The sequence below is a fragment of the Nitrococcus sp. genome (assembly GCF_059432795.1).
On the sequence record NZ_JBXWZQ010000004.1, the window covers coordinates 1 to 6,411 of the forward strand.

The 6,411-nt window shown below is 64.6% G+C and carries 4 protein-coding genes; 2 read left to right on the forward strand and 2 right to left on the reverse strand.

Annotation, left to right across the window (positions count from 1 at the left end):
- Window positions 1-340 precede the first annotated feature (340 nt).
- Both AC52Q4_RS00735 and AC52Q4_RS00740 read left to right on the forward strand, forming a co-directional pair.
- Window positions 341-682, forward strand: a complete 342-nt coding sequence (locus AC52Q4_RS00735) for a DMT family transporter (protein WP_495534881.1) — start codon at window positions 341-343, stop codon at window positions 680-682.
- Window positions 683-851: 169 nt separating this feature from the next.
- A complete protein-coding gene (locus AC52Q4_RS00740; RefSeq protein WP_495534882.1) occupies window positions 852-2,117 on the forward strand; it encodes a dicarboxylate/amino acid:cation symporter in 1,266 nt (421 codons plus the stop codon).
- Between the two features lie 6 nt (window positions 2,118-2,123).
- On the opposite strand, the gene AC52Q4_RS00745 is transcribed toward AC52Q4_RS00740, so the two are convergent.
- Window positions 2,124-6,068, reverse strand: a complete 3,945-nt coding sequence (locus AC52Q4_RS00745; protein ID WP_495534883.1) for a translocation/assembly module TamB domain-containing protein — start codon at window positions 6,066-6,068, stop codon at window positions 2,124-2,126.
- A gap of 23 nt (window positions 6,069-6,091) precedes the next feature.
- A partial coding sequence (locus AC52Q4_RS00750) for a BamA/TamA family outer membrane protein (RefSeq protein WP_495534884.1) occupies window positions 6,092-6,411 on the reverse strand: 320 nt, incomplete at its 5' end.

A 6,411-nucleotide genomic window follows, 5' to 3' on the forward strand; every position in this document is an offset into this window, starting at 1 on the left:
CCTTGTACCCGAGCCACGTGAGCAAGAAGTTCACCAACCAGTTCCAGGCCGCTCAGATCAACAACACGGCAGTGGGCATCGGCGGGGCGAACACCTTCAATCTCAACGGGGCGATCGTCCAGAGCCAGAGTGCCTGATCCGACCCGATTCGCAAGCCCGCGCGGCGGGAGCCTTCCGGCTCCCGCCGCTTGTTTTGTGGCCGCGTGCCGGCGCTTGCGCAGCGATGGCTGGGTGCTAATATGCGGCGCTGATCGAGGCCGCGATCGCCCGTTGCCGATGCGACACAATACGCCCGGAGCGGACAGGCGGCGCAAGGCACAACCGATCATCGGAGGTTGTAATGCCATGGCTACTGCTGCTGCTGGCCGGTGTGTTCGAAGTCTGTTGGGCGGTCGGCTTGAAGTACACCGACGGCTTCAAAGCGTTTGGTCCTTCACTTTTCGTTTTCATAACGCTTGCGATAAGCATGTGGTTGTTGTCGCTGGCCGCTCGTGCTCTGCCCATCGGCACGGCCTATGCCGTTTGGGTGGGTATTGGTGCACTCGGCGCTGCCGTGTGCGGTGCCGTGCTGTTCCGTGAGCCTGTCACCCCCGCTCGCATTGTCTTTCTCGTACTGCTGATTGTCTCGATCATCGGCCTCAAGCTCACGGCGGGAGACATCAGAGGCGGCACGTCGCTGTAACTCTCTCACGGTCAAGCCGCGAGTGCGGCGGAGTTAGCCGGGCTGGAGCCAACATCCGCCGCCGTGCGGCGGCAATAACGCTTATCCGCCGGAGAAGCGCTCCCAATCCGGTGCCGCTTGGTCTCCGGGTGGCCGCCCGGAGCCGCCGCCCCGAGGCACTGAGGTCGAAATGCCCAAATTTCCGCTGCATTGGCAGATTCTCGCGGCGCTCGTGCTGGCCGCCGCGGCCGGCTTGCTGAGCGGTACTCGAGCCGAGCTGCTCGGTGTGCCTTTGGTCAGCATGTACGGATTCATCGGCACGCTTTTCATCAACGCACTGAAAATGCTGATCGTGCCGTTGGTCATGGCGGCCATGATCACGAGCATCGCCACCATCGGATCGGCGCAGAATTTCGGCCGTTTGAGCCTGCGTACTTTGGTGTTTTACATGGTCACGACGGCGGCCGCCGTGCTGGTCGGCGTGTTGCTGATCAACTTGGTCGCCCCGGGACTTGCCGGCGGGCAGCCCGTCGGTGCGCAGCTCGGCCTGGATGCCGAGGCGGCGAAAGTCGCGCAGCAGGTGGATGCTCGGGTAGGCGAGCGCTTGTCCGATGTGCTGCTGGGCGTGGTGCCGGAAAACGTCATCGAGGCGGCACGCCGTGCGGACATGCTGGCGCTCATATTCTTCAGCCTGGTCTTCGGCTATTTCATGAACCAGCTCGAGGGTGCCCCGGGGAATACGCTGAGGGCGTTTTGGGAAGGCGTCTTCGACGTCATGCTGCGCATGACGATGTGGGTGATGCGATTCGCGCCGCTCGGTGTTTTCGGTTTGGTGGCCGACGTCGTGGCCAAAACCGGTCTGGCAGGTATCCAACCCTTGCTGGTCTTCGCGACCACCGTGCTTGCCGCGCTGGGGTTCCATATGTTCGTCACACTGCCGGCTCTGCTCCTCGCCCTGGCGCGCGTCAATCCGTGGCGATATTTCAAGGCGGTCTCACCGGCGTTGTTGACCGCCTTCTCCACGGCCTCCTCCAATGGCACGCTGCCGGTGAACATGACCTGTCTGGAGAATAACGTCGGCGTCTCCAAGAAGGTGTCGAATTTCGTCCTGCCGCTGGGCGCGACGGTGAACATGGACGGCACGGCGCTCTACGAGTGCGTCGGCGCACTGTTTCTTATCCAGGCCTACGGCCTCGATCTCACCATCGGCACGCAGGTTCTCGTCGCGGGCATGGCATTGTTGACGGCGGTGGGGGTCGCCGGCGTACCCGCGGCCTCCTTGGTGGCGATCGCCATCATCATCACCTCCGCGGGGCTGCCGGCCGAGGCCATCGGCGTGTTGTTCGTTACCGATCGGCTGCTCGACATGTGCCGCACCAGTGTGAACGTCATGGGTGACGGCGCCGTGGCGACGTTGGTCGCGCGTTGGGAAGGGCAGCGGCAGTTCAAGGTCTAGCCCGGCTCAGCGCTCGATCGTATAGATCACGTCGCCGCCACTGCCGATGCGCGAGGATTCGGTGGCGAGTTGCCAATGACTGCTCAGGGTGTATTGCAATTTCACGGTCGAGACCTGATCGAACAGACCGATGCCGTAGCTCACGTAGAGGTCGGGGGATAAATACTTTCCGACCACGAGCGCCGCGGCCTTGGGATTGCTGGCGGCGCCGGCCTCGCCGGAGCCGGTTTCGATTCCGATGGTATCGACGCCCAGGTTCTTACCGAGTTTCTTGCTCAGGAAATCGCCGCCTTTCAGGCCCAGTGCCAACGCCGCTTGTGTCAGCATCGAAGCCTCCGAATTGGAAGCACCTTGCAGGGGGCGCCCCAGGACCAGCCAGGACAGCTGCTCGGCCTGAGTCATCGACGGGTCGGAGAAGATCGTGAATTGAGGTTCTTTGAGGCGGCCGCGTACCCGGACCCCGACGGTGATATCCTCGGCCGGGTGACGGACCGCGCGCACGTCGATGCCAGGTTGGCTGATCGGCCCGCCCCCGAACAGGATGCGGCCGGTGTCGATGACCAGCCCTTGACCGTAGGCGCGATATTCACCTTCCACGATTCGCAACTCGCCACTGCCCGTGGTCGGTCCCTCCGGTCGTTGGACGATCAGCAGGCGCCCTTCGATGCGCCCCTTGAGGCCGAAGCCTTCAAAGCGCACGTGCTCGCCGAGGATGAGACGAACGCGGACATGCAGCTTGCGCGCGGCGGCCACGGCCGGCGTCTCCTCTCCCGGCGTGACGATCACCTGATCCTCGGAGACCGTCACGGCCGAAGGGGGTATCTTATGCGGGGTGATCTCGGCGCGCGGCACCGTGACTTCGCCGCTGACGGTGATGGCCGTTGCATTCAGCGATATCTGCAACGCCGGAGAGACGAATACCTGGGCATCGTCGGTATTGAATGCTTGAAAATCTTGGCCATTGATCTGCATCTCGGCGCGCGGCGCCTCGCCGCTGAGATCCGCCGTGCCGGCAACACGCAGGCTGCCTCCGCCGGATTTGGCATTGAGGTTGTAGCTGAGGCCGCCGTCGCGCTCGCCGATCACCTCCACGTTCAGTGCCGTGATGTTGAGACCGGGGGCGAGCAGCCGGGCGGAGCCGTTGGTCAGCGCGAGGCGCCCGAGCAGTGCCGGTTTGGCCAGTGTGCCCGAAATCTGCATTCGGCCCTGCAGCCGCCCGGCGATGCGCTCGATGTCAGGCGCCAGTTTGGCGAGGAAGCCGATATCGCGAATCTGCGCATGGAGCTCGCCATCCAGCGGCCGGGTGAGCAGCGGCGCATCACCGCCCGGAATCTCGGCATGCATCTGCAGGCCGCCCTGGTCGACGAACGGTAAATCGACCTGCAGCAGCAAACCCTGATTGCCGAAATCGGCACGTACAGTGGCGGGTTGGAAACGCAGCACCGAAGTGCTCTCAGTTGCTTCCTCGGTCGCCGCGAGGATTTCGCACTCGGTGGTGGTGAGCCGCACATCAGAGGCGAGTGTTTCGCCGCTGGGTTGCTGGACCTCGCCACGGGCGCTCAGCTTGCCTTTGAGCCCGACCTTGGGGGGCAGCAGCGCGGCGAAATAATCGAACGGCAAGCCATCGAGCTGAAAGGCCGCCTGCAGGTCGGCGGCGGATCTTTGTCCACGCAGGCACAGCGTGGCCTGCCCGCTGGCCCAGCACGCCTCTTCCAGCATCTGGGCTTCGGTGCTTATCCGCCCTTGCGCCGGCTGCGCCAATGTCCAGGCCGCCAGCGTCGGGTACTTGAGGCGCGCTTGGGTGAGCCGGAAAGACCAAATGGATTCTTGCAGCTCCCCCTCGAGGCGCAGGTCGAGGTCTCCGGTGCTGGTGTTCGCGGCCAGCTCGAGTTCGTGGGCCTGCGGCGTCCCTTGACCCGTGAGGCTTGCTTTGTCGAGCACGACCCCGGCGGCCTCGGCGTCTTTCAGGTCAAGAGAGACGGACGAGCGCTGATTGCCTTGAAGGTCCAGATCGGCCTGCAGATCGAGCCGGCCGACTTGGTATTGCGTGTAGCGCACCCCATCACAGGTCAAGCTGGCTTTGATCCGTGGTCGGCGCAGTGCCCCGTGCGCCTCTCCCTGGCCGTGGAGCGAACCGGCGGCTCCCGGCAGCAGGGTCGCGAGATTGTCGCTGTCGATCCGCCAATCGAGGGCAAGCGTCGCACCGACGGTGCCGGATGCCTGTATCGTGCTGGATCCCGCGGCCAGCGACAGCCTTTCGAGCCGCAGCTTCTCCGCCCGGTAGGCGCCGCGCGCCCGCAGCGCGAAATCCTCGCCGCGCAACCGCCCGGTGACATCGAGTGCCTTGACCTGCGCGGAGAGACTATCCCCCTTGCGCTCGCCATTTGCCTGGACGCGCAGCGCCAGCTTCCCCGGCCATTCGGGAAGCAGCACGCCCGGGTTGATCCCCTCGCCGGTGAGATTGATCCGCGCATCGAGCTGCGGCGCCCAGACCACCCGGGCGTTGCCGTCGATCTTGCCTTGCAGCACCTTCATGTCGATACGCGAGAGATCGAGCGATTGGCTGCTGCCGCGGCCTTGCAAAATGACATGGCCGCCGGGTTGCTCCGGCATGGTCACTTCGGCATCGACGCCGAGCGTGTATTGCGCCAGCGTGCCGGTCACGCGCGCCGTGCCCTGCGGGCTCGTGACCCTCGGGTCTCGCAACGGCCAGTTCAAATCATGCCAGTCCAGCGCCACGCGGATATCCTCTTGCTTGCGCCGTATGCGCGCCTGCAGCCCGCCCGCCTCACCGACGGCGGCATCGAGCCGGGCGGTGAGATTATCGGGCGTGCCGCTCAGCGCGAGCGTGCCGCGAGGACTCGCGAACTGCGCTTCGCCCTGCAGCGGCCAGCGCAACTTTTGCCACTCGGTCGTGAGATCCAGGTCGGGCTGCTCGCCACCGATATCTACCTGGCCGTTGGCTTGCAGGCGGATCGGCGTATCCGCCACCGCGAGCGTCAAGCGGCGGATATCGAGGATCTGCTTCTGAAAACCGCCATCCAGCGCCAGCGTGAGGGTTCCTTGTGCGGGGTCGGCCACCTTTGCCCGGGCCGTGTAGTCCAGCTCCGCTGCTTGACCTTGGGCGTGCGCCGTGGCGTTGATGGTCATGCTGGGCAGATCCGGCCGGATGGCGGTCAGCTCGATGGCATCGAGCTCGACGTTGGCTTCAAAACGCGGCTGTGTCAGCGCATCGGTCAGCGTCACAGTGGCGTGGGTGCGATACGGTGCCTCGGTTCGGTGCTCGAGATCCAGCTCCTTCAGGCTGCCACCGACCGTCAGGCGGCCGCTGGCCGTTGGGTAATCGCTCGGGTGAACCCGCCAGCTCAGCTCGCCCTGGGTGGCTTGGCCGTTTTGCGCTTGGATTCTCGCGTGACCTTCGATAGCGAACAGCGGCCCATGCGCCTGCAGCGTGTCGATATGCAGCCTGCCGTCGCCGATGCCGGCTACGAGCTTGGCGTATTCGACGATGAACGGCTCGCTCTCGGGCGCGCGGTACGCGAAACCCTCCACGGCAATATCGTTCAGCTCGACGGCGAGCGGTGACTGTAACAGCGCGAGCGGATTGGAGGGCTCGCCTTGCGGTTCCTCCGCCGGCGCGGTGGCGTAGCTGGTCAGGCTCGCATCGCGCACGTGCAGCTCATCGACCGTGACGGCGCCGCGGAATAGCCGCGACGGCGACCAGTCGAAATGGATATACGCGGCGGCCAACCGCGCCATCTCGGTTTTGACCTTGACCTCGCGCAGCGTCAACGGACCGATCAGCCGGCCGTCGACCGTGCCCACGGAGAAGCGCTCGGGCAGCAGCGACTGCGCCTGTCCCAGCGTAAACTTCAAACCGGCCTCGGTTGTCAGCACCCATGCCATGAACAATAGGAGGGCCCCGAGCACGGTGGCGATCAAACTGAGCACGGTGGCTGTGATAGAGCGTAGGATCAAATATCCGGCCCGATGCTGAAGTGAATGCGAAACGCTTCGCTATCGTCGAGAGGGCGGGCAACGTCGAGTCGTGCCATTCCCACCGGAGAGCGGTAGCGCAGCCCGAAACCGGCGCCTCTTTTTAGACTGGGGTTCGGGTCGAGCGTGGAATCGCCGGCATCGAAGAACACCGCGGCGCCGAAGTTCCCAATAAGCAAATAGTCCGCCTCAATGCTGCCCACCACTAGGTAACGCCCGCCGATGTCATCATTATCGGCGTTTTCCGGGCTCAAGGTACGAAATGCATAGCCGCGTACGCTGCGCGCACCGCCGGCAT